The organism is Streptomyces sp. NRRL S-118 (assembly GCF_000716335.1).
Lineage (GTDB): Bacteria > Actinomycetota > Actinomycetes > Streptomycetales > Streptomycetaceae > Streptomyces.
In genome coordinates this window covers 368,240-387,256 of the sequence record NZ_KL591003.1, presented here as the reverse complement: position 1 = coordinate 387,256, position 19,017 = coordinate 368,240, and the positions used below count along the sequence as shown (strand labels likewise).

Sequence of the window (19,017 nt, the reverse complement as noted above, 5' to 3'; positions counted from 1 at the left end):
GGATCGCCCGTGCCGGCAACGGCCCGCCCGTGCCGGGAAACGAGGCCGGAACGCCCTACCCGTGCCAGGAGCGCCACAGCGACGCGTACGCGCCGTCCGCCGCCACCAATTCGTCGTGGCTGCCCAGTTCACTGATCCGGCCGCCCTCGACGACCGCGATCAGGTCGGCGTCGTGCGCGGTGTGCAGCCGGTGCGCGATCGCCACGACCGTACGCCCGTCCAGCACCCGCGCCAGCGACCGCTCCAGATGCCGGGCCGCCCGCGGGTCCAGCAGCGACGTCGCCTCGTCCAGGACCAGGGTGTGCGGGTCGGCCAGCACCAGGCGCGCCAGCGCCACCTGCTGCGCTTGCGCGGGGGTGAGCGCCGCCCTGCCGGAGCCGACCTCCGTGTCCAGACCGTCCGCCAGCGCCCGCGCCCACACGTCGGCGTCCACCGCCGCCAGCGCCGCCCACAGCTCCTCGTCCCGCGCGCCCGCCCGGGCCAGCAGCAGGTTGTCCCGCAGGGTTCCCACGAAGACGTGGTGCTCCTGGTTGACCAGCGCCACGTGCCGGCGCACCTGCTCCGCGGGCATCCTCGACAGCTCGGCCTCGCCGAGCGTGACCCGGCCCTCGCGCGGGGCGTAGATCCCGGCGAGCAGCCGGCCCAGGGTGGACTTGCCCGCGCCCGACGGTCCGACCAGCGCCAGCCGCGTGCCGGGTGCCACGTCCATCGACACCCGGTGCAGCACGTCCACACCCTCGCGGTACCCGAAGCGCACCGCTTCCGCCCGCACCTCGCGCCCCTCGGGCCGTACCGTCGCGTCCCCGGCGTCCGGCTCGATCTCCCGCACGCCCACCAGGCGCGCCAGCGACACCTGGGCCACCTGGAGTTCGTCGTACCAGCGCAGGATGATCCCGACCGGCTCCACCAGCATCTGCGACAGCAGCGCGCCCGTCGTCAGCTGCCCCACGTCCAGCCAGCCGCGCAGCACGAAGAAGCCGCCGATCAGCAGGACCGCGGCGAGCACCGTCGTGTGCGTCACGCTGATGACCGGGAAGAGCACCGAACGCAGGAAGAGCGTGTAGCGCTCCCACGCCGTCCACTCCTTGATGCGCTGCTCCGACAGGGCGATCCGCCGCGCCCCCAGCCGGTGCGCCTCGATGGTGCGGCCCGCGTCCACCGTCTCGGCGAGCACGCCGGCGACCGCCGCGTACCCCGCGGCCTCCGAGCGGTACGCGGACGGCGCACGCCGGAAGTACCAGCGGCAGCCCGCGATCAGCAGCGGCGCCGCCACCAGGATCGCCAGGGCCAGCGGCGGGGCGGTCACCGCCAGCCCGCCGATCAGCAGCCCCGCCCACACCACACCGATGGCGAGCTGCGGCACGGCCTCCCGCATGGCGTTCGCCAGCCGGTCCACATCGGTGGTGATCCGCGACAGCAGGTCGCCCGTCCCGGCCCGCTCCAGCACACCGGGCGGCAGCCCCACCGACCGGACGAGGAAGTCCTCGCGCAGGTCCGCCAGCATCTCCTCGCCCAGCATGGCGCCGCGCAGCCGCACCAGCCGTACGAACACCGTCTGCACGACCAGCGCGGCGGCGAACAGGCCGGCCGTCAGGGGAAGATGCAGCTCGCGTGAGCCGTCCGCGAGCCGCTCGACCACCGAGCCGAGCAGGTAGGGCCCCGCCATCGAGGCGATGACGGCCACCGCGTTGACGGCGACGAGCACGGTGAAGGCCGTGCGGTGCCGTCGCAGCAGCCCGGCCACGTACGCGCGGACCGTCGCCGCGGTGCCGACGGGCAGCGTCGTCGCGGACTCCGGGGCCGCCGGGTCGTACTCCGGTGGCGCCATGCCGATCATGCGTTCTCCTCGATGTGCACCAGCTCGTGTCCGCGCACCGTCCCGGCACGCTCGTCGTCGGTCTCGCGGGTGACCACGGCCCTGTACCGCGGCTCGCCCGCCAGCAGTTCGCGGTGCGTGCCCACCGCCACCGCCTCGCCCTCATGGACCAGCACCACCCGGTCCGCCCGGTCCAGCAGCAGCGGCGACGAGGCCAGCACCACCGTCGTACGGCCGGTGCGCAGCCGTGCGACGCCGGCGGCGACCCGTGCCTCGGTGTGCGAGTCCACCGCCGACGTCGGCTCGTCCAGCACCAGCACCTCCGGGTCGGTGACCAGCGACCGGGCCAGCGCGAGCCGCTGGCGCTGCCCGCCGGACAGTGACCGGCCCCGCTCGGTGATCCGGGTCCGCATCGGGTCGCCGCCGCTGTCCGCGGGTCCCTGGGCGAGCGCATCGAGGACGTCCCCGCACTGCGCCGCCTCCAGCGCCTCGGCGGCGCTCACGGCTCCGGACGACGGCACGTCCAGCAACTCCCGCAGGGTGCCCGACAGCAGCACCGGGTCCTTGTCCTGTACGAGGACGGCGGTGCGCGCCTCGTCGAGCGGCAGCTCGTCCAGCGGCACGCCGCCGAGGAGGACCGACACATGGCCGCCGGCGCCGTCGGCGTCCTCGGCCGGGTGCCCGCCGAGCCGGTCGGCCAGCCTCCCCGCCGCATCCGGGTCCCCGCACACCACCGCGGTGAACAGGCCCTGCGGCGCGCGCAGTCCGGTCACCGGGTCGTACAGGTCCCCGCGCGGCGACCGGGGGTGGGCGTCGGTGGACGTCACCGTGCGCGTGAGGGACAGCACGCGCGCCACGCGCTTCGCGGAGGGCCGGGAGAAGGAGAAGGCCATCGCGATCTCCTCGAACGTCCGCAGCGGATAGTGCGTCAGGGTGACCGCGCTGTAGACGGTGACCAGTTCACCGACCGCGATCCGGCCGTCGAGCGCGAGCTTCGCCCCGTACAGCACCACGCCGATCAGCAGCAGGCCCGGCAGCACCACCTGGATCGCCGCGATCAGCGCCCACATGCGGGCGCTGCGCACCGCCGCTCGGCGGACCTCCTGGGAGGCCGCCCGGTAGCGGCCGAGGAACAGCTCCTCACCGCCGATGCCGCGCAGCACGCGCAGCCCGGCGACGGTGTCCGAGGCCAGCTCGGTCGCGTGGCCCGCCTTCTCCCGCTGGATGTCGGCGCGCCGGGTGGCGCGGGGCAGCAGCGGCAGCACGGCCAGCGCCAGTACCGGGATGCCGACGGCCACGACCGCGCCGAGCGCCGGCTCGTAGAGCAGCAGACCGACGCACACCACGATCAGCGTGAGGGCCGACGCGCCGAACCGCGACAGCGCCTCGACGAACCAGCCGATCCTCTCCACGTCACCGGTGGAGACGGCGACGACCTCGCCCGCGGCGACCCGCCGGGACAGCAGCGAACCGAGCTCGGCGGTCTTACGGGCCAGCAGTTGCTGGACCCGGGCGGCGGCGGTGATCCAGTTGGTGACGGCGGTGCGGTGCATCATCGTGTCGCCCACCGAGATGGCCGCGCCGAGCAGAGCCAGCACGCCGCCGGCGAGGACGAGGTCGCCCGGGGAACCGTCCACGACGGCCTGCACCGCCAGGCCCACGGCGAGCGGGAGCCCCGCGATGCCGAGCTGGTGCAGCAGGCCCCAGCCGAGGGACATCAGCTGCCCGCCGAGCTGGTTGCGCCCGAGCCAGAGCAGGAAACGCGTGCCCGACCGTACGTCGGGGTCACCTGGATCGGCGTACGGAAGGTGGTGGATCTGCATGACGCCCCAGGGATCTCATCGGCGGCCGGCGGGGGAAACCGTGCAAGGTTCGCCTCACGGCCGGGGCGTCGGCAATCGATTTTCCGGCACGACGCGCAGAACGCGCCAAGGTCCACCGCCCTGTCTGGCGGGCGGCGGTGGCGCACGCTTCACTCGCCCCCCATGAGACCACGGAACGTCATGAGCATGCTCGCGGTGCCCGCCCTCGCCCTGGCGGCCCTGTTCTGCCCCACCGCGACTCCGGTGGCGGCCGCCGCCACCCCCGCCACCGCAGCCTCGGACACCGGGACGTCCGCCGCCCCGCCGCGACAGCCGCCCGCCGAGTTCGGCACGGACTGGCACGATCCCCTCACCGCCGCCCCGCCCGTCGTCCGCCCGGCCGGAACCCGCTCCTGCGACATGACCGTCGCCCGGGCGCGGTTCCGCGACTTCACGCCGTACCGCGGCGCCTACGCGCCCCCGGAGGACTGCGGCGGGCGGTGGAGCGCGGTGGTCCTGCGACTCGACGGCACCGTCAAGGGCCGCCAGTACGACCGCCTCGGCCACCTCGCCATCGGCGGTGTCGAGGTCCTCCGCACCTCCACGCCCCAGCCCTCCCCGGAGGGCATCACCTGGTCGGTCGAGAAGGACATCACCCGTTACAGCGACACCCTGCGCCGGCCGCAGCCCGTCGAGATGCTCATCGGCAACGTCGTCGACGACACCTACACCGGCGTCATCGACGTCACGGTGACCCTCACCTTCTACGCGGGCCGGCCACCGGCCGCCGCCGACGTCCCCGACCGGGTGATCCCGCTCGCCACCCCCGCCCTCACCACCCCGCGCAACACCGAACGCATCCTCGCCGAGGTGTACGCCACCGGCTCGGGCGGCGGCTGCGAGGAATACTGGTACATGACCGTGCCCGACGCCGCCCCCTACTCCTGCAAGGCCGCCGGCGGTCCCGACCGCCACGTGCGGATCAGCGTGGACGGACGGCTCGCGGGCATCGCCACGCCCTTCCCGACGGTCTGGACGGGCGGCTGGTCCAACCCGTTCCTCTGGTACGTCACCCCCGGCCCGCGCGCCTTCGACGTCAAGCCGGTCGTCTACGACCTGACGCCCTTCGCCGCGCGGCTGAACGACGGCCGGCCGCACCGCGTCGAGGTCTCCGTCGCCGGTGTCCCGGCCGGACAGCCCGGCTGGTCCACGCCCACCAACGTGCTGGTCTGGCAGGACGAGGGCCGCGCCGTCGTCACCGGCGCCCTGACCCGCCACGAGGAGAGCACGCCCGCCGGCTCCTCGCTGTACACCCCCGGTACCGAGCACCGCGTCGACACCACGGCCCGCCACCGCCTCACCGTCGCCGGACACCTCGACACCTCGCACGGCCGCGTCACCACCACCGTGACCCGCGCGCTCGCCCACACCTCCGCCCACCGCTGGACCGACGGGGAGAACCGCGACGCGCTGACGGCCCGCTGGAGGGACGACGAGACCGTCACCCGCGGCGCGACCAGCACGCGTACCCACCGGACGTACACCATGGACGGCGAGACCACCCTGGGCGCCGGGGACCGGCTGCGCACCGTCCTCGCACTCGGCGACCGCGCCGGCACCGTGACCCTGCGGGGCGGCAGGCCGCTCGCGTGGTCCCGGCTCGACGACGCCTACGCGGGTGACGCGACGTACACCGCGAACGTGCCGCGCGACCAGCGGCACGCGGTGGGCACCACGTCCGAGCGCTACCGGCTGCACGGCTCGGCGGGCTGCCACGACCGGACCCTGCAGACGGCGCAGGGCATGCTGACGGAGGACCGCCGCCGCTGCTGACGGCGCCGGTGCGCGGGGCCCCGGGCGACGACCGGGCCCCGCGCCCCCGCTCACCCGGGCTTGACGGAATCCAGCCCGGACCGCGGTTTCCTCCACTCGCCCCGCGTGAAGTCCGGGATCTGCTGCGGCGCGCCCTTCGCCCTCAGGGAGGCGTGGCTCAGCGGCACCGGCGCCGTCCAGGTCGCCGCGTCGTACACGTCGAAGTCCGGGACCAGACCGAGCCGCATGCACTGCATCAGCCGGAAGACCATGATGTAGTCCATGCCGCCGTGCCCGCCCGGCGGATTGGCGTGCTCCTTCCACAGCCAGTGGTCGAACTCGGCGGCGTACGCCGAGAAGTCCCCCCACTGGTGGCCCTTGTGGTCCGGCTCGACGTAGATCCGCGCCGGGTAGTCCTCGAAGACGCCCTTCGTGCCGCCCAGGCTGTTGATCCTGCTGTACGGGTGCGGCGTCGACACGTCGTGCTCCAGCCGGATCACCCGGCCCTTGGCCGTCCGCACCATGCTGACGGTGCGGTCGCTGCTGACGTACGTCTCCTTCCAGCTCGGATCACCGGGCGGCATGTGCGCCTCCCGGTACTCGGCCAGACCGAGCGCGGGCGTACCGAAGCTGCTGATGCTGACGGCTCGGTCGCCGCGGTTGACGTCCATGTAGGTGGCCACCGGGCCGAACCCGTGGTTGGGGTAGAGGTCGCCGCGCAGCCGGGTGTGCCACAGCCGCCGCCACGGCCCCTCGTAGTACGTGGGCGAGAACATCAGCTCCCGCAGGTCGTGGTTGTACGCGCCCGCGCCGTGCAGCAGTTCACCGAACACCCCGGCGTGTGCCATCCGCAGCACGCGCATCTCGTTCCTGCCGTAGCAGCAGTTCTCCAGCTGCATGCAGTGGCGGCGGGTGCGCTCGGACAGGTCGACCAGGGCCCACAGCTCGTCCAGACGCATCGCGACGGGGCACTCCACGCCGACGTGCTTGCCGCCCAGCATCGCCGCCCGCGCCATTTCGAAGTGGGAGTCCCACGGGGTGGCCACGTACACGAAGTCGACGTCGCCGCGCCCGCAGAGGTTCGCGTAGTCGTCCTCGCCGGCGGTGTAGACGGCCGGCGACGGCTGGCCCGCCTTCACCACCTTGGCGGACGCCCCCTCCGCCTTGGCCCTGACGGGGTCGCAGACGGCTACCACGCGTACCCACGGCAGCGCGAGGAAGAGGTCGATCATGCTGCCGCCGCGGTTGCCGAGGCCGATGATCCCGACGCGTACGGTGGAGCGCCGCTCGAAGGGCACATCCGCCATGGTGCGGCCCTGGCGCGGGGGAGCGGGTGCCCCGGCCGGACCGTCCGCGGCCGCGGCGCCGCTCGTTGCGCCGAGGCCCAGTCCGGCGGCGCCCGCCACCCCGGCCGTGCTCCGCAGGACGGAACGGCGGCTGGGCGCGCCGTGGTTCCCGGGTGCTGCGTCGTTCATCGAACCTCCAGTACGTGAGGTGCGTGCGTGGCTGGTCCATGAATTCCGCACAGGACCCTGTCCGCCGGGACGGGTGGTGCGCAAGTGCGCCGGTTTGGACTCTCGTCGCGAGCCCATGGACAAACATCGGCCGTCCGCCGTCACCGGCACGGGTGCCCCTTCCAGCCTTGGTGCCCATGACCGACGCCTCCTCCGAGGGCGCGGAGCCGGCCGTGGCCCTGCGCGCCGCCTACGAGGCCCTGACTGCCGTGCTCGCACCCCTCGGTGACGAGGAGTCCCGGCTCCCCACCGACTGCACGGGCTGGGCGGTCCGCGACCTGGCTTTCCACTGCCTGGAGGACGCCCGCCGCGGGCTGGTCGCCCTGCACACCCCGGCCCCCGGCCCGGCGGACCGCGACGCGGTCACCTACTGGCGGGACTGGCGGCCCGGCACGGCGGGTGCCGCGAACGGCCGGCGCTGGGTCCGGGTCAGCGCCGGCATGTTCCTGGACTTCGCCCAGCTCCAGGAGCTGTGCACCGGGACGGCCGCCGCCACCGTACGGGCCGCCGCCGCGGCCGACCCCCGGCAGTTCGTGTCCACCCAGGGCCATGTACTGACCGCGGCCGACCTGATGACCACCCTCACGGTGGAGGCCACCGTCCACCACCTCGACCTCGTCCGCGAACTGCCCACCGCCGCACGCCCGTCGGCCGCCGGCCCGGCCGCGGTCCGCGCCACCCTCGACGGGCTGCTCGGCCGCCGGATGCCGCCGGCCTGGGACGACGAGCACTCTGCGCGCGCCGCGACCGGTCGCGTCCCCCTGACCGCGGCGGAACGCGACCTGCTGGGCCCCGACGCCGCCCGCTTCCCGCTCTTCGGCCAGGGCTTTCGCCTGGATCAGGGTGCGTCACGAGCCCGGCGCGATCCGAACGAGACGCCCTCTGGAGGGCCGCGCACAGCAGCGCCGTCCGCCCGTCGGGCGGACGGGACTTCGCGGGGACGACCCTGGGGACGCACGTGCCGAACAGCGCGAGTCGGGCAGGGGCCGAAGAGCAGGACCGGCCCGAGGGCGCGGCCGCCCGCCGGGCAGGCCGCCTCCGGTGAGCCCTCCTGGCATCCGGGGCCCGGCCGGTCAGCCGGGCCGGGTCGCGCGCTCCAGAGCCAGCAGCGCCGAGTGGTACGGACGGCCCGTCGCGTGCTCCATCCCGATCTCGCACATGCGGTTCGCGCTGAGGTACGCGTCGAAGGGGCGGGCCCTCACCTCGGCCGCCTCCCGGGCCGTCGCCGACTCCGTCAGCTCCGGGTGCAGCAGGCCCCGGTCGCCGGCGAAGGCGCAGCACCCCGCGTCGTCGGGCACCACCACCTCCTCGGCGCACGCCCCGGCGAGCACCGTGAGCCGGTCGTCGTCGCCGAGGTGCCGCATCGAGCAGGTCGGATGGACCACCGCCGAGCCCGCCCTGCGCAGGATCCGCAGCTGCGGCAGCAGCTCGTCCGCGGCCCAGACGAGCGAGTCGACCACCGTCAGCTCGCCGTGCAGCTCACGGTTCGAGTCGGTCAGGTACGGCACGATCTCGCGGGCGAGGCCCAGTGCGCAGGACGAGGCGTCGACGACGACCGGGAGCCGCCCGCCGGCCGTCCACCCCCAGGCGGCCTCGACCACGCGGTTCGCCATCACGCGGGCGCCCTCCTCGTACCCCTTGGAGTGCCAGACGGTGGCGCAGCAGGTGCCCGCCACGTCGTCCGGGATCCACACCGGCCTGCCCGCCCGCGCGGACAGCGCGACCAGGGCCTGCGGCAGCGACGGGCCGTCGACCCCGTCCGGCTCGCCGAAGATCCGGTTCACACAGGCCGGGAAGTAGACGGCGACCGCGGGGGTGCGCTCCGTACGCGGCAGCCGGGCGGGCGCCGCGCCGGGCACCTCCGGGAGCCAGGCGGGGACGACGTCCGGCCGGACCACCCTGCGCGCCAGGCCCGTGACCGTCGCCGTCAGCCGGTCGCCGGCGCCTCCGGCGGCCGACAGGGCGACCCGGGCCGCGGCCTCCACCACTGCGAAGTTGCGGGCGGCCAGCGCCGCCACCCGTTCCTCGCGGGCGGAGTGCCGCCGGTGCCGCAGCCGTTTCATCAGCGCTCCGGTGTCGATGCCCACCGGGCAGGCCAGCCGGCAGACCCCGTCACCGGCGCAGGTGTCCACGGCCTCGTAGCCGTACGCCTCGACCAGGGCGTCCTCGACCGGTGAGCCGGCCGGCTGCCGCATCATCTCCCGGCGCAGCACGATCCGCTGACGGGGCGTGGTCGTCACTCCGGAACTGGGACAGGCCGGCTCGCAGAAGCCGCACTCGATGCACGCGTCGGCGAGCGCCTCGACCCGGGGGATGGTCTTCAGCCCGCGCAGGTGCGCGCGGGGGTCGCGGTCGAGGACGACCCGTGGCGCCAGCACCCCTTCGGGGTCGAAGGCCCGCTTGATGCGCCACATCAGCCCGGTGGCCTTCGGCCCCCACTCCAGCTCCAGGAACGGCGCGATGTTGCGGCCGGTGGCGTGCTCGGCCTTCAGCGAGCCGTCGAACCGTTCGACGGTCAGCCGGCAGAAGGCGTCCATGAAGGCGGCGTAGCGGTCCACATCGGCCGGGTCGGCGGCGTCGAAGGCCAGCAGGAAGTGGAGGTTGCCGTGGGCGGCGTGGCCCGCGACGGCCGCGTCGAAACCGTGCTCCGACTGGAGCTCGAGGAGCGCCTCGCAGGCCTCGGCCAGCCGCGCCGGCGGGACCGCGAAGTCCTCGGTGATCAGGGTCGTCCCGGGCGGGCGGGCGCCGCCGACCGCGGTGACGAACGCCTTGCGCGCCTTCCAGTAGCCGTCGATGGCCACCGGGTCCCGGGTGAACCGGTTGGTCACCGAGGCGACCGGCGCCACGAGCTCCAGGCCCGCCAGCACCTCCTCGGCCGCCCGCTCGCGGGACTCCAGGGCCGCCAGGTCGGGGGCGCGGAACTCCACCAGCAGCGCGGCCGTCCCCGGGGGCAGTTCCGCCCAGTCGGCGGGGACTCCCGCCACGCTCACCGAGGCGCGCATCGCATGGCCGTCCATCAGCTCGACGGCGAGCGCCCCGGCCTCGGTGAACAGCGGCACGGCGGCCGCGGCTGCCGGCAGGGAGGGGAAGAACAGCAGGGCGGTGGCCGTCTCGCGATCCAGTGGCAGCGTGTCGAGGACGACCTCAGAGAGGAAGCCGAGCGTGCCCTGGGAGCCCACCATCAGCCGGCGCAGGATCTGGACGGGCGTGGCGCCGTCGAGGAACGCGTCCAGCCGGTAGCCGTTGGTGTTCTTCAGCCGGTACTTCGCGCGGATACGGGCCGTCAGCTCCGCGTCGGCCTCGATCACGGCCTTGACCGCGAGCAGTTCCGCGCACAGCGCGGGCTCCGTCCGTACGAGGTGCGCGTCGGCGGCCGGGTCGGCGGTGTCGACGACGGTGCCCGACGGCAGGACGGCGGTGAGCGAGGAGAGCGTGCGGTACGCGTTGCGGGCCGTGCCGGCCGTCATGCCGGAGGCGTTGTTGGCGACGACGCCTCCCACGGTGCAGGCCACGGCGCTCGCCGGGTCGGGGCCGAGCACCCGGCCGTAGCGGGCGAGGGCGGCGTTGACGCGGGCGACGGTGGTGCCCGGCCGGACACGGGCACGGGCGCCGCCGTCCAGCACCTCGACGCCCACCCAGTGCCGGCGCACGTCCACCAGGATGTCCTCGCCCTGCGCCTGTCCGTTCAGGCTCGTCCCGGCGGCCCGGAAGACCACCTCACGGCCCTTGTCGTGCGCGTAGGACAGGACGGCCGCGACGTCGTCGCGGGTCTCGGCGACCACGACGATCTGCGGCACGAAGCGGTACGGGCTGGCGTCGGACGCGTACCGGACGAGGTCCGTGATCCGCCACAGCACCTTGCCGGGGCCGAGGAGCGCGCCCAGTTCGTCGCGGAGCCGTCCGGGTGAACCGTGCGCCACCAGGTCGGGCACCCGGTCGGCGGCCGGCGTGCGCCGGGCACGGGGGCGCAGAGCGTCCGGATTCGGCTCCAGCAGCGGCATGACACGGTCCCCTCACGTCGAACCTCGCTTCACCGCTGCCGCACCGGGCGCCGGGGCGTGCGCCGCGACGTGCGCCGGCGGTGGAGCGTGCGGGGCCCGCGATCGCTCAGGACCTCCGGACGGTCTCCTCCTCGCCGCACGCCCGCGCCGCAGCCTGATCCCCGTCGACCAGGGCGGACAGCAGCCCGCCGAGCTCCTCGCGCTGTTCGGCGGTCAACGGAGCCAGGATGTCCTCTGCGGCCGCCCGGCGCGCGCTGCGCAGCCGCCGCAGCGTGTCCCGGCCGGTGTCGGTCAGCTCGATCCGTATCACCCGGCGGTTGTCCGGATCGGGGGCGCGCCGCACCCGGCCGCTCGCCTCCAGCCCGTCGACCAGGCTCGTCACGGCCCGCGGCACGACTTCGAGCCGCGCCGCCAGGTCGGCCATGCGGGGCGGGCGGTCGTAGTGGGCGAGGATCCGCAGCAGCCGGGACTGTGCGGGGGTGATGGCGATGCCGGCCGTCTCCAGCTGTCGCTGCTGGCTGCGGTGGAGCCGGCGGGTCAGCCGCAGCAGCTGCTCGGCCACCACGCCGTCGGCGTCGGGGGAATCCATGACGGCAGACTATCAGGATCACGCTCATTGTGAAGTCAGGTAACAATGAGCTATGCTCTGAAACGCTGACCGGGCGTACGTGAAGAGTCTCGCCGCGTCCGCCCACACCCGCGACTGCGCGTCTCGCCCCGTGCGGCCGCGCCGGCCCCGAGGAGCCCATGCGCATCCACGCCGAGTCCACCTGGACACCACCACCGCCCGATCCGGAGCAGCCGCCGGCCCAGATCCGGCGGATCCTGCGGCTCTTCCGCCCCTACCGCGCCCGGCTCGCCGTCGTCGGGCTGCTCGTCGCGGCCTCCTCGCTGGTCACGGTCGCCTCACCGTTCCTGCTGCGCGAGATCCTCGACACCGCCATCCCGCAGGGCCGCACCGGTCTGCTCACGCTGCTCGCGTTCGGCATGATTCTCACCGCGGTGGTCACCAGCGTCTTCGGCGTCCTGCAGACGCTGATCTCCACGACGGTCGGCCAGCGCGTCATGCACGACCTGCGCACCGCCGTCTACGACCAGCTCCAGCGCATGCCGCTCGCCTTCTTCACCCGTACGCGCACGGGTGAGGTGCAGTCCCGGATCGCCAACGACATCGGCGGCATGCAGGCCACCGTCACCTCCACGGCCACCTCGCTCGTCTCCAACCTCACCGCCGTGGTGGCGACCGTGGTCGCGATGCTCGCCCTGGACTGGCGGCTCACCTGCGTCTCCCTCCTGCTCCTCCCGGTGTTCGTGTGGATCAGCCGCCGGGTCGGCCGTGAGCGCAAGAGGATCACGACGCAGCGCCAGAAGCAGATGGCCGCGATGGCCGCCACCGTCACCGAGTCGCTCTCGGTCAGCGGCATCCTCCTCGGCCGCACCATGGGCCGCGCCGACTCCCTCACCCGTTCGTTCGCCGCCGAGTCCGAGCGCCTCGTCGACCTCGAAGTGCGCTCCTCGATGGCCGGGCGGTGGCGCATGTCCACCATCGGCATCGTCATGGCCGCCATGCCCGCGCTGATCTACTGGGCCGCCGGGCTCGCCCTCCAGGCCGGTGGCGCCGCCATCTCGATCGGAACGCTCGTCGCCTTCGTCTCGCTCCAGCAGGGGCTGTTCCGCCCGGCCGTCAGCCTGCTGTCCACGGGAGTCGAGATCCAGACCTCGCTCGCGCTCTTCCAGCGGATCTTCGAGTACCTCGACCTGCCCGTCGACATCACCGAGCCCGAGGACCCGGTCCGCCTCGACACCGTCCGCGGCGAGATCCGCTTCGACGACGTCGACTTCCGGTACGACGAGAAGAGCGGCGAGACGCTCCGCGGCATCGACATCACCGTCCCGGCGGGCGGCAGCCTCGCCGTCGTCGGCCCCACCGGCTCCGGCAAGTCCACGCTCAGCTATCTGGTGCCCCGCTTGTACGACGTCACCTCGGGCCGCGTCACCCTTGACGGCGTCGACGTACGCGACCTGGACTTCGACACCCTCGCCCGGGCCGTCGGCGTCGTCTCCCAGGAGACCTACCTCTTCCACGCCTCCGTCGCCGACAATCTGCGCTTCGCCCGCCCCGACGCCACCGACGAGGAGATCCACGCGGCCGCGCGGGCGGCGCAGATCCACGACCACATCGCGTCGCTCCCCGACGGGTACGACACCCTCGTCGGCGAGCGCGGATACCGGTTCTCCGGCGGTGAGAAGCAGCGCCTCGCCATCGCCCGCACCATCCTGCGCGATCCGCCGGTCCTCATCCTGGACGAGGCCACCAGCGCCCTCGACACCCGGACGGAGCACGCGGTGCAGCAGGCCATCGACGCCCTCTCCGCGGGCCGCACCACCCTGACGATCGCGCACCGCCTCTCCACCGTCCGGGACGCCGACGAGATCGTCGTCCTCGACGAGGGCCGCATCGCGGAACGCGGCACCCACGACGAACTCCTCCGACTGGACGGCCGCTACGCCGCCCTGGTCCGCGGCGACGCGGAACTCGCCCCCGCGGCACCGTGACTCTGCCGGGCCCCGGCTGATGATCCTCGGCCGGCCACGGCCCCGGCGCCGGCCCCGGCGTCGAACCGATCCGGGCCGAGCCTCCCAAAGCGGCAGCCGCTGCTCCCTGGGACGGGGAAGCAGCGGCTGCTGTGTGGCGAGTGGTGTCAGACCAGCCAGCCGACGAAGTGGAGGAAGCCGGCGAGCAGATCGGTGAGGACGTTCATGATGGTGCGTTCTCCTTGCGCTTCGTGCAGGTGTGGGACGACGCAACCGAGGTCTGCAGCCCGTCGCTTGCGCACCCTCAGCATCATGTGCCGCACCCGCTCGCGGCACGGAAAACCCGATGCGATCACACGTTCCGGCGAACATCCGATCCCGCGTTCGTCTGTTCAGGGCCGACCCGGTGGTCGAGGGCCACGGGCACGGCAGGCTGCCGGGTTCGGCGGACGTCGCGGGTTAGCGTGCCCGCATGGTGAACGAGTCCCCGCAGGGCACGCCCCGGCGCCGGTTCCGGATGACCCGCCGCGGCTGGCTGACCCTCGCCGCCGGCCTGGTCGTCGTCACGGCCGCTGCCGTGCTCGTGCCGCTCCTGCTGCTCAGGGAGCCCCCCGCACCGCCGCCCCCGGAGAAGCCGAAGATGCTGCTCATCCCGGAGGGCTGGCGCGCCACACAGGTGTACTCCGCGGTCGACAAGGCACTCGGTGCACCCTCCGGCACCACGCGCCAGGTCGCCGAGAGCGGCCGGCTGAAGCTGCCGGCGGACGCGCAGGGCAACCCGGAAGGGTTCCTGTTCCCGGCCACGTACCCGGTGTACAAGAAGACGACCCCGCGGGGCCTGCTGGACTACATGGTGCGCACCGCCCACGAGCGGTTCGGTGTGGACCGCCTCGGCGCCGGGACGCAGCGCAACGGGGTGAGCCTCTACCAGATGGTGACCATCGCGAGCATCGTCCAGGCCGAGGCGGACACGGTGGAGGACATGGGCAAGGTGGCCCGGGTCGTCTACAACCGGCTGACCCAGGGCATGGCCCTCCAGATGGACTCGACACTCAACTACGCGCTGGGCCGCTCCACGCTCGACACGTCGCACGCCGACACCAGGATGGACAGCCCGTACAACACGTACAACCGCCAGGGCCTGCCGCCCACTCCGATCGACAACCCGGGCGAGCAGGCGATGGACGCCGCGATCGCCCCGCCGCCGGGCGACTGGCTGTACTTCGTCACCGTGCGGCCCGGGGACACGCGCTTCACCGCCGACTACGCGGAGCACCAGCGCAACGTGCAGGAGTTCAACGAGGCCCGGCGCGGCGCGGTGGCGGGCTGACACCCCGGGTCACCGGCCCCGCACAGGGCTCAGGCCGCTGCCGGGGCACGGTCGCGGCGGTCGCCGTCGCGGTCGAGCAGCCGCCGGATGTCGCGGACGGCGGCCCGCCCGGCGCGGTTCGCGCCGATGGTCGAGGCTGACGGACCGTAGCCGACGAGGTGCACCCGCTCGTCGCGCACCGCGCGGGTGCCCTCCACCCGGATGCCGCCGCCCGGCTCGCGCAGCCGCAGCGGTGCGAGATGGTCGATGGCCGCACGGAAACCGGTGGCCCACACGATGACGTCCGCGTCGACGGTCCGCCCTCGCTCCGGCTCTCCGTCGCGCCCGGGGAACCGGTCCCAGGCCACGCCCGTCGGGGTGATCCGGTCGAACATCGGCAGCCGGTCCAGGATCCCCCGCTCCCGCGCCCGCTCGACGGCGTCGGTGAGCGGCAGCCCGGTCACGCTGACCACGCTCTGCGGCGGCAGGCCGCGGCGTACGCGTTCCTCCACCAGGGCGACCGCCGCCCGCCCTTCTGCCTCCCCGAACGGCCCCTCGCGCCAGACCGGCTCCCGGCGGGTCACCCAGGTGGTCTCCGCCGCGACCTCCGCGATCTCCATCAGGTGCTGCGTCCCGGAGGCCCCGCCGCCCACCACGATCACCCGCTGCCCGGCGAACTCCTGCGGACCGGGGTAGCCGGCGGTGTGCAGCTGCCGCCCGCGGAAGGTCTCCTGACCGGGATAGCGCGGCCAGAACGGCCGGTCCCAGGTGCCGGTGGCGTTGATCAGCGCCCGGGTCGCGTACGTCCCCTCGGAGGTCTCCACGAGGAGCCGGCCGCCAGAGCCGTCCCGTACCGCCGTCACGTCGACGGGTCGGTGCACCCGCAGGTCGAACGCCTCCTCGTACCGCGCGAAGTAGCCGCCGATCACCTCCGACGAGGGGCGGCCTTCGTCGGCTCCGGTGAGCTCCATGCCCGGCAGCGCGTGCATGCCGTGGACCTTGCCGTACGTGAGCGAGGGCCAGCGGAACTGCCAGGCGCCGCCCGGCCGGGGAGCGTGGTCCAGGACGACGAAGTCCCGGTCGGGCTCCAGGCCGGCGCGCCGCAGGTGGTACGCGGCGGAGAGGCCGGCCTGACCGGCGCCGATGACGACGACGTCCATGTCCACGTAGTAGTTCACGGTTCTACCAACCAGTGCGGGTCCGGGGATCTTCCCGGCGGGACCGGTGAGCCCCGCCGCGGGCGTCGCCACCGGCCGCCCCCCTGACAAGGGCTCGCCCTCACGCGCCACGCCCTGACAAAGGCACGCCCTCACGAGTCCACGCCGTGACAAGGGCTCCCCCTCACAGGAAGTGCACGCCCTGGGCGAGCGGCAGGTCCTCCCCGTAGTTCACCGTGTTCGTCGCCCGCCGCATGTACGCACGCCACGCGTCCGAACCCGACTCCCGGCCGCCGCCGGTCTCCTTCTCGCCGCCGAACGCCCCGCCGATCTCGGCACCCGAGGTGCCGATGTTGACGTTCGCGATCCCGCAGTCCGAGCCCTCCGCCGACAGGAACCGCTCCGCCTCCCGCTGGTCCCGCGTGAAGATGCTCGACGACAGGCCCTGGGGCACGCCGTTGTGCAGGGCGATCGCCTCGGCGAACGTGCGATAGGTGAGCACGTACAGGACCGGCGCGAAGGTCTCCCGCCGCACGACGGCCGTCTGCGCCGGCATCCGCACCACCGCCGGCCGGACGTACGCCGCCTCAGGAGCCGCCTCGGCCAGCAGCCGCTCCCCGCCCGTCAGCACCTTGCCGCCATCGGCCTGCGCCTCCTCCAGCGCCTCGCCCATCGCCCGCAGCGCCCGCTCACCGATCAGCGGGCCGACCAGCGTCCCGGCGCCGAACGGGTCGCCCACCGCAAGCTGCCCGTACGCGTGGACGACCTTCTCCACCAGCTGCTCGGCCACGTCCTGGTGCACGATCAGCCGGCGCAGCGTGGTGCAGCGCTGGCCGGCCGTCCCCGCCGCCGAGAAGACGATGCCCCGCACGGCGAGGTCGAGATCGGCCGACGGGGTGACGACGGCCGCGTTGTTGCCGCCCAGCTCCAGCAGGCACCGCCCGAACCGGGCGGCCACCCGCGGCGCGACCTCCCGCCCCATCCGCACCGATCCGGTGGCACTGACCAGCGCCACCCGCGGATCGTCCACCAGCCGCTCCCCGGCCTCCCTCCCGCCGAGGACCAGCCGGTGCACACCCGCCGGGGCGCCCGCCTCGGCGGCCGCCCGCGCCAGCAGCGCGTCGCACGCCAGCGCCGTCAGCGGCGTCAGCTCCGACGGCTTCCAGACGACCGTGTCGCCGCACACCAGCGCGACGGCGGTGTTCCAGGCCCATACCGCGACCGGGAAGTTGAAGGCGGAGATCACCCCGACCACGCCCAGCGGGTGCCAGGTCTCGGAAAGCCGGTGACCGGGCCGCTCGGACACCATCGTCCGGCCGTACAGCTGGCGGGACAGACCCACCGCGAAGTCGCAGATGTCGATCATCTCCTGGACCTCGCCGAGCGCCTCCGAGCGGATCTTGCCCGCCTCCAGTGTGACCAGCTCCGCCAGGTCCTCCCGGTGCGCCGCGAGCAGCTCGCCGAACCGCTTCACCAGCCCGCCCCGGACGGGCGCCGCGACGGCACGCCACTGCCCGAACGCCTCGGCGGCCGCGCCGACCGCCGCGCCGACGTCGTCCGGCGACGCTGCGGGCAGCACACGCAGGACCCCGCCCGTCACCGGCGTACGGACGACGATCCCGCCGTCCGCGTCACCCCCGTCGGGGAGCGGGGCGCCGCAGCGCCGCAACGCGTCCTCGGCGCGGGCACGCAGGTCGTCGGTGCTCGGCAGCACGGTCGAACGGGTCATACGAGGTCCTCCGGGAGGTCGAGGGCGTGCAGGGCGCGCGCCAGCGAGGGATCCTGCTGAGCGGCGCAGAGGGCGAACGGGTCGTGCACCGGCCGTTCCAGCGCCCCGCCAGCCACGCCCGGTCGTACGCGGTGGCCCGCGCCCCGGCGTCACGGGCCCCGGCGTGGTCGAGGTTCGACCGGAAGATGCCCGCCGCCGAGCGCGGCAGGAAGTCCTCGTGGACGATCGGGTGCGCGGCGAGCCAGCCGCCGCCGAGCAGCCCGGCGAGGTCCCGCGGCGGCCGGGCCCCGTCCCGCGGCCGGCCGGCGACCGGCTCGTACGTGAAGAAGGCCAGCCGCTCCACGGCCAGCTCGTGTTCGGTGCGCGGGAAGCGGGCGGCCCACACCCCGGCCGGTTCGGCGGCCAGCTCGTCGTACAGCGCCCGCCCGGCCCGGGTGAGGGCGACGCCACGCGCCTCCACCTCGCCGAACCGCACCCGCAGCGACCCGCGCGTCACCGTCCCGTCCGGCTCGCGGAACGCGCGCGGCTCGGCGAGCGCCCGGAACGACGTCTGACGCAGCAGCACCTCCGGTCCCTCCCGGAGCGGCGGCCCCTGGATCCGGTCGATCATCGCGATGCCGCGGTCCGTCATGCGCCGGTACAGCTCGTCGATGTCGAGCACCCGGGGCGTGAGGTGGTTGAGGTGGGTGCTGGCGACCCCGCCGATGTCGGACGCCACCGCCGACACCCGCGCCAGCTCGCCGTACCAGGCCCGGTCCACGGGCTCCGGCGACAGCTCGAACGCGGCGACCGCGAGCGTCAGGAACCGCTCCGCCGCCTCCTCGGGCAGTCCGCCCTCCCGCTCGCCGGCCTCGGCCAGCTCCAGCAGCTCCGGCGGGAACAGCCGCCGCCGCGCCAGGAACCCCTCGAGCCGTGCCTGCAGCCCCGCGTCGAAGAACCGCCGGTCGCCCGTGGTCAGCAGCGAGGTGAAGACCCGGAAGGGATTGCGCGCCAGCTCCTCGGCCCGCACCGGCCGGAAGGCCGTGGACACCACCGGTACGGCGCCGTCCGGCGCGTCCCGCAGGTCGTAGAACCCGACCGGCTCCATCCCGAGCGCGGCGAACACCTGCGCGACCTGCCGCAGTTCGCGCAGCGTGCCGACGCGGATCGCGCCGTGCCGCTCCGCGGTGACCCGCTCGATGCTCCCGAGCCGCTCGGCCGCCGCCCCGCTCGCGCGCAGCACGCCGTCGTTGACCCGGCCCGCCACCTGCACCAGCGTGCGGTACGCGGGGACTTCGGCGCCGTACATCGCGGAGAGCCGGCGGGCGAACGCGGCGCGCAAGCGCCAGGCGGGGACCACGGG

General features: G+C 74.3%; 11 protein-coding genes and 2 pseudogenes. 4 read left to right on the top strand and 9 right to left on the bottom strand.

From position 1 onward, the window contains the following. Positions 1-55 precede the first annotated feature (55 nt). Both IH00_RS0108425 and IH00_RS0108420 read right to left on the bottom strand, forming a co-directional pair. On the bottom strand, positions 56-1,837 hold the full coding sequence (locus IH00_RS0108425; protein ID WP_031071235.1) for an ABC transporter ATP-binding protein: 1,782 nt from the start codon (positions 1,835-1,837) through the stop codon (positions 56-58). Then, a complete protein-coding gene (locus tag IH00_RS0108420; RefSeq protein ID WP_052411269.1) occupies positions 1,834-3,639 on the bottom strand; it encodes an ABC transporter transmembrane domain-containing protein in 1,806 nt (601 codons plus the stop codon). Before IH00_RS0108420 ends, IH00_RS0108425 begins: the two co-directional genes overlap by 4 nt. 162 nt (positions 3,640-3,801) lie before the next feature. Here IH00_RS0108420 and IH00_RS0108415 point away from each other — a divergent pair, with 162 nt between their 5' ends. Beyond that, the gene (locus tag IH00_RS0108415; protein WP_031071232.1) at positions 3,802-5,451 is read left to right on the top strand and encodes a peptide-N4-asparagine amidase; all 1,650 of its coding nucleotides are present in this window, start codon (positions 3,802-3,804) and stop codon (positions 5,449-5,451) included. 50 nt (positions 5,452-5,501) lie between these two features. Here the strand turns inward: IH00_RS0108415 and IH00_RS0108410 are convergent, their stop codons facing one another. Further along, positions 5,502-6,905: a Gfo/Idh/MocA family protein gene (locus IH00_RS0108410; protein ID WP_031071230.1), complete on the bottom strand. Its 1,404-nt coding sequence runs from the start codon at positions 6,903-6,905 to the stop codon at positions 5,502-5,504. Positions 6,906-6,943: 38 nt separating this feature from the next. On the opposite strand from IH00_RS0108410, the pseudogene IH00_RS43920 reads away from it, so the two are divergent. Further along, positions 6,944-7,501, top strand: a pseudogene (locus IH00_RS43920) (maleylpyruvate isomerase N-terminal domain-containing protein); the annotation flags it as partial. Positions 7,502-8,017: 516 nt separating this feature from the next. On the opposite strand, the gene IH00_RS0108400 reads toward IH00_RS43920, so the two are convergent. Both IH00_RS0108400 and IH00_RS0108395 read right to left on the bottom strand, forming a co-directional pair. After that, positions 8,018-10,945 (bottom strand): FAD-binding and (Fe-S)-binding domain-containing protein, encoded by a 2,928-nt coding sequence (locus IH00_RS0108400; RefSeq protein ID WP_031071227.1) that lies wholly within the window; start codon positions 10,943-10,945, stop codon positions 8,018-8,020. Positions 10,946-11,051: 106 nt separating this feature from the next. Continuing rightward, positions 11,052-11,534 carry a MarR family winged helix-turn-helix transcriptional regulator gene (locus tag IH00_RS0108395; RefSeq protein WP_031071226.1) on the bottom strand — a complete coding sequence of 161 codons (483 nt, stop codon included), beginning with the start codon at positions 11,532-11,534 and terminating at the stop codon, positions 11,052-11,054. 158 nt (positions 11,535-11,692) lie between these two features. On the opposite strand from IH00_RS0108395, the gene IH00_RS0108390 reads away from it, so the two are divergent. Continuing rightward, entirely contained in the window at positions 11,693-13,501 is a 1,809-nt protein-coding gene (locus IH00_RS0108390; RefSeq protein ID WP_031071225.1) for an ABC transporter ATP-binding protein, read from the top strand. Between the two features lie 146 nt (positions 13,502-13,647). Here the strand turns inward: IH00_RS0108390 and IH00_RS45030 are convergent, their stop codons facing one another. Then, positions 13,648-13,782: a hypothetical protein gene (locus IH00_RS45030; RefSeq protein WP_267882552.1), complete on the bottom strand. Its 135-nt coding sequence runs from the start codon at positions 13,780-13,782 to the stop codon at positions 13,648-13,650. A gap of 170 nt (positions 13,783-13,952) precedes the next feature. Between IH00_RS45030 and mltG the strand changes: the two genes are divergently transcribed. Then, positions 13,953-14,810 carry an endolytic transglycosylase MltG gene (gene mltG / locus IH00_RS0108380; protein WP_031071224.1) on the top strand — a complete coding sequence of 286 codons (858 nt, stop codon included), beginning with the start codon at positions 13,953-13,955 and terminating at the stop codon, positions 14,808-14,810. Between the two features lie 29 nt (positions 14,811-14,839). Here mltG and IH00_RS0108375 read toward each other — a convergent pair whose 3' ends face one another. From IH00_RS0108375 to IH00_RS37155, 3 genes and pseudogenes are all read right to left on the bottom strand, one after another. Further along, complete coding sequence (locus IH00_RS0108375; protein ID WP_267882551.1) at positions 14,840-15,967, bottom strand: FAD-dependent oxidoreductase; 1,128 nt, start codon at positions 15,965-15,967, stop codon at positions 14,840-14,842. A gap of 163 nt (positions 15,968-16,130) precedes the next feature. After that, positions 16,131-17,675, bottom strand: a complete 1,545-nt coding sequence (locus IH00_RS0108370) for an L-piperidine-6-carboxylate dehydrogenase (RefSeq protein WP_031071220.1) — start codon at positions 17,673-17,675, stop codon at positions 16,131-16,133. After that, positions 17,672-19,014, bottom strand: a pseudogene (locus IH00_RS37155) (2-oxoadipate dioxygenase/decarboxylase family protein). The gene IH00_RS0108370 and the pseudogene IH00_RS37155 overlap by 4 nt, the downstream one beginning before the upstream one ends. Between the last annotated feature and the right edge of the window lie 3 nt (positions 19,015-19,017).

Bases quoted from the DNA above. Each gene is read 5' to 3' on its own strand.
- IH00_RS0108425 (WP_031071235.1), bottom strand. From the start codon at position 1,837: ATGATCGGCATGGCGCCACCGGAGTACGACCCGGCGGCCCCGGAGTCC.
- IH00_RS0108420 (WP_052411269.1), bottom strand. From the start codon at position 3,639: ATGCAGATCCACCACCTTCCGTACGCCGATCCAGGTGACCCCGACGTA.
- IH00_RS0108415 (WP_031071232.1), top strand. From the start codon at position 3,802: ATGAGACCACGGAACGTCATGAGCATGCTCGCGGTGCCCGCCCTCGCC.
- IH00_RS0108410 (WP_031071230.1), bottom strand. From the start codon at position 6,905: ATGAACGACGCAGCACCCGGGAACCACGGCGCGCCCAGCCGCCGTTCC.
- IH00_RS0108400 (WP_031071227.1), bottom strand. From the start codon at position 10,945: ATGCCGCTGCTGGAGCCGAATCCGGACGCTCTGCGCCCCCGTGCCCGG.
- IH00_RS0108395 (WP_031071226.1), bottom strand. From the start codon at position 11,534: ATGGATTCCCCCGACGCCGACGGCGTGGTGGCCGAGCAGCTGCTGCGG.
- IH00_RS0108390 (WP_031071225.1), top strand. From the start codon at position 11,693: ATGCGCATCCACGCCGAGTCCACCTGGACACCACCACCGCCCGATCCG.
- mltG (WP_031071224.1), top strand. From the start codon at position 13,953: ATGGTGAACGAGTCCCCGCAGGGCACGCCCCGGCGCCGGTTCCGGATG.
- IH00_RS0108370 (WP_031071220.1), bottom strand. From the start codon at position 17,675: ATGACCCGTTCGACCGTGCTGCCGAGCACCGACGACCTGCGTGCCCGC.